This window comes from Streptomyces sp. NRRL WC-3549 (assembly GCF_000721935.1).
Lineage (GTDB): Bacteria > Actinomycetota > Actinomycetes > Streptomycetales > Streptomycetaceae > Streptomyces.
In genome coordinates, this window is record NZ_KL585381.1 from 28,321 (window position 1) to 31,842 (window position 3,522).

Genomic DNA, 3,522 nt, shown 5'->3' on the forward strand with positions numbered 1-3,522 from the left:
CCCCGCAGGTTGCTGCGGGGCCCTTCGGACGTTGGCTCAGACCTCGTTGTCCTGGTCTTTGTCCACAGGGGCGCTCGGTGTGGGGCCGAGGGTCACCTGCCTCTACCGGGTCCACGGCGTCATGCCCGGTAACCGGGATCCTGGCCCGGTGCCGACCGGCCCCCGCGTCCCACCCCACGACCGGGCGCTGCGACGGTCCGCCGCTACGATCGCCGACCATGGACTGGGTCGAGCGCACCGCGCAGTTGAGGCAGTGGACGAGGAGGGGGACGCGGGCGCCGCACAAGCCGTTGCTGTTCCTGTACGCGCTCAGCCGGTTCCAGCAGGACGCGGACGGTGAGCTGCGGTACAGCGCCGTGGAGGAGGACCTGCGGAGGCTGCTCGCCGAGTACGGCCCCGGTAACCGGACGACGCCCGCCTACCCCTTCCACCACCTGGTGAGCGACGGCGTGTGGGAGGTGCGCACCGAGCGCGGGCCGGGCAGCCCCGGTACCGGGGTCGGGGAACTGCGCGCAACCGGTGCCGCCGGGCGGCTGACGCCGGAGCTACGGGCGGCCCTGCGGCGGGATCCTTCCCTGCTCGGCCGGATGACACGGGTGCTGCTCGATCTGAACTTCCCGCCCTCCCTGCACGGCGAGTTGTGCGAGGCCGTCGGTCTGGAGCTGGAGGAGGCCGAGACCGGGCAGCTCTCGGCCGCGCGCAGGCGACGGGACCGGCGGATGCGGGAGATGGTCCTGACGGCGTACGAGTACCGGTGCGCCTTCTGCGGCTACGACGGCAGCATCGGCGCGGTACCGGTCGGGCTCGAGGCCGCCCATGTGCGCTGGTGGGCGTTTGACGGGCCGGACGACGTCGAGAACGGGCTGTGTTTGTGCTCGCTGCACCACAAGCTGTTCGACAAGGGCGTACTCGGTCTCGGCGAGGGCCACCGCATCCTGGTCTCGCAGAGCTTCGTCGGCCGCAGCACCGCCGCCCGCGACCACGTCATCGCGCTCGCGGGCCGACCCGTCATCGGCCCCCAGCCGGGCACCCGCCCCGTCGCCGCCGACCACCGTTCCTGGCACACCGGTCAGGTCTTCCACGGGAGCCCGCGCCCCACCACGACCGCGTGACCACCGGTCCGGTCGCCACGCGTGCGCTGGGGAGGGCCGCCGTGCCGGGGAGCGTGGAAGGAAGCGGGCCGGCGGTCCCGGCCTGCCGGATGCTCTCAACACGCGGGCGAATACAGCGGGTTCACGACGGTGTACGAGTCAGGTGATCACTACAACCATCCGGTACCGACGTGATTCCGGGCGTGTGACCGATCGGTCCTCGGGGACGCACACGTCACCGGGGTGAGTCTTCTTCGCCTTTCCGACCCGAAGAAACGCTCGCTGATGCTTGTACGGCACCTTCTGCGCGCCACGGCCGCCTCTGGTTCTCGCCTCCACCCTGCTCACGGCCGGCGCAGCGGGCGCGGTCGGCACGTCATCCAGCTGGGAGTTCTCCCTCTCCGGAAGCAGCCCCGCCGAGGCCCTGATGTCCGTCTCCGCCGTGGACGACGACCTCGCCTGAGCGGTCGGGAGGACGGGTGACCACGGCGTCATCATGCGCTGGAACGGCGAGAGATGGGCCGATGACACCGCTCCGGGGCTTCCGGGCGTCTGGCAGTGGTCAGCGGTCAGCGCCGTGTCCGCCGCCGACGTCTGGGCTTACGGGACCCTGGTCCGCGATCAGGTGCTCGTGCACTTCGACGGCCGGCGCTGGGAGAGCGCGCGGAGGTGGATCCCTCCGACGACTCCTGGCCCGAGGTGCCGAGAGCGGCCGTCCCCGGGCGGCTCTTCAAGGGCGGCAACGCGCTCTCCACCTACTCCGACGGTGAGGGGGAGACGTTCGCCCTGCCTCCCCAGGTCGACATCCGCGGCATCGACGCCCTCTCCGCGGACGACGCCTACGCCACCGGTATGCGCTACCCGGTGAAGGGCGGCCATCCGGTGACCTACCCCTGGGACGGCACCACCTGGACGCTGCTGGAGGAAGCCCCCCACAGACGCTCGGCCGGGAAACCCGGCCGAGCGTCGTCTGTGAGGGCGAGCCGGTCGTCCTGCCGGGCGCCTCAGCCGGTGGTCGCCGTCTCGGTGGTCACCGTCGTGGACCGCTCGATGAGTCCGTGGCTCGCCTGGTCGCCGTGCGCGTCCATGGGCGTGGAGTAGGAGCCGACGGCCCGGAAGTCGCCGGACTCGCCGACCGGTGCCGGGTCGGAGAAGCCGTAGGACGGCCAACGGGACTCACCGTCGGGCGCCATCGCTCCTTCCTCCTTGGTCCACGTGGTGCCGTCTCTCCTTGGTCCACGTGGTGCCGTCGAAGTGCCAGACGACCGTGCCGGAGCAGGCGGGAGCGGCCATGTCGCTACCGGTGGCCCACAGCCCGCCCCGGCCGTCGGGGACGATCGCGTCGAGGTAGAGGCCGGCGAGTGCCCCGGTGACGTCCTTCCAGCCGCTGCCGTCCCAGTGGACGACGCTCGGCACGGGCGGTTCGGGGTCGGGCTGGGCCCATCCGGCCACGTAGACGCTGTTCGGGGACTCGACTGCGATCTCGGCGGTCTCCGTACCCGCGGGGACAAGGCGGCTGCCGCGTTCCGCTGCGACGGCGAGTGGTGGTCGTGGCCGGCCCACCCGCCTGACTGCCGCGGCACCGAGCACAGGTGTGAGGCCCGGACCAGCCGGCCCAGGCCTCCCCGCGCCCCGGGGGCGCGGTCGCCGCCCGGGGGCGCGGGGCCGGCCCCGCCCACGCCCCGGCCGCCGGCCGTGCTCAGGCCGTGCTCAGGCGTGCTCAGGCCGCCAGGAGCACGCCGGTCCCCGGCGCGGCGCCCGGGTAGGCGTCGACCACCAGGTTGAGCTGGCGCTGCATGTACCAGGTGTTCAGGCCGAAGAGGAACGCCAGCCACGTGCACGCCGCAGGGCTGCACGTCACCGGCAGGCCGGCCGCGCGCTGAGCGTGCGCGATGGCCTTTCCGGTGTTGTGGAAGGAGATCAGCGGGGCGATCAGGGTCCAGCCAAGGAAGATCAGGACGAGCAGGCTGCCCGCCGGGCTCAGGGTCCGGCGGCGGTCGAACTCCAGCAGCTCCCTGTGGATCTTGTAGTACCAGACCTGTCTCTTATACACACACCAGCGGCAGGCCGAGCCATACGGCGACCGGGCCACGGCGCTTCATGGCCAGGCCGGGCAACCGGGCCGTGTCCGGGGACCCGGCCGCGCCGGGTGCGACGACACCGCCGACGGGCGCGGGGATGCCTGGGTGAGGATTGACGTGAGGCTGGACGTCGGTCATGTCGGGTGCTCCGTGCGCTGGTTCGGGTCTCAGGCGGAGCAGCATGACAGGAAGTGAAGGTTCCGTGAAGGCAGTTGAGGGTACCGTGGGGATTCCGTCACGTTAACGTGATCAAGCCGGCGGAGCCCGGCACACGGCCGACAAGGCCGTGGCCGGGCTCCTGGGCGCACCGGGCCGCTACCGCGGCGGCGGGCGGGGCCCTGCGTGGAGCC

At 72.2% G+C, this 3,522-nt stretch carries 6 protein-coding genes; 3 read left to right on the forward strand and 3 right to left on the reverse strand.

The window, feature by feature from the left end:
* Nucleotides 1-218: 218 nt before the first annotated feature.
* The 3 genes from IH13_RS0100340 to IH13_RS44220 all read left to right on the forward strand — a co-directional run bounded on the left by IH13_RS0100340 (nucleotide 219) and on the right by IH13_RS44220 (nucleotide 2,192).
* Nucleotides 219-1,112, forward strand: coding sequence for a phosphorothioated DNA-binding restriction endonuclease (locus IH13_RS0100340; protein WP_031079970.1), 894 nt, complete (start codon nucleotides 219-221; stop codon nucleotides 1,110-1,112).
* A 268-nt stretch (nucleotides 1,113-1,380) separates the two neighbouring features.
* Nucleotides 1,381-1,554: a hypothetical protein gene (locus IH13_RS44215; protein ID WP_234433171.1), complete on the forward strand. Its 174-nt coding sequence runs from the start codon at nucleotides 1,381-1,383 to the stop codon at nucleotides 1,552-1,554.
* A gap of 206 nt (nucleotides 1,555-1,760) precedes the next feature.
* Nucleotides 1,761-2,192 carry a hypothetical protein gene (locus tag IH13_RS44220; protein WP_234433172.1) on the forward strand — a complete coding sequence of 144 codons (432 nt, stop codon included), beginning with the start codon at nucleotides 1,761-1,763 and terminating at the stop codon, nucleotides 2,190-2,192.
* Between the two features lie 75 nt (nucleotides 2,193-2,267).
* On the opposite strand, the gene IH13_RS39630 is transcribed toward IH13_RS44220, so the two are convergent.
* The 3 genes from IH13_RS39630 to IH13_RS44225 all read right to left on the reverse strand — a co-directional run bounded on the left by IH13_RS39630 (nucleotide 2,268) and on the right by IH13_RS44225 (nucleotide 3,310).
* Complete coding sequence (locus IH13_RS39630; protein WP_051835733.1) at nucleotides 2,268-2,543, reverse strand: hypothetical protein; 276 nt, start codon at nucleotides 2,541-2,543, stop codon at nucleotides 2,268-2,270.
* 268 nt (nucleotides 2,544-2,811) lie between these two features.
* Nucleotides 2,812-3,144 (reverse strand): hypothetical protein, encoded by a 333-nt coding sequence (locus IH13_RS36440; protein ID WP_234433173.1) that lies wholly within the window; start codon nucleotides 3,142-3,144, stop codon nucleotides 2,812-2,814.
* The gene (locus tag IH13_RS44225; protein ID WP_234433174.1) at nucleotides 3,137-3,310 is read right to left on the reverse strand and encodes a hypothetical protein; all 174 of its coding nucleotides are present in this window, start codon (nucleotides 3,308-3,310) and stop codon (nucleotides 3,137-3,139) included. Before IH13_RS44225 ends, IH13_RS36440 begins: the two co-directional genes overlap by 8 nt.
* Nucleotides 3,311-3,522: the final 212 nt, after the last annotated feature.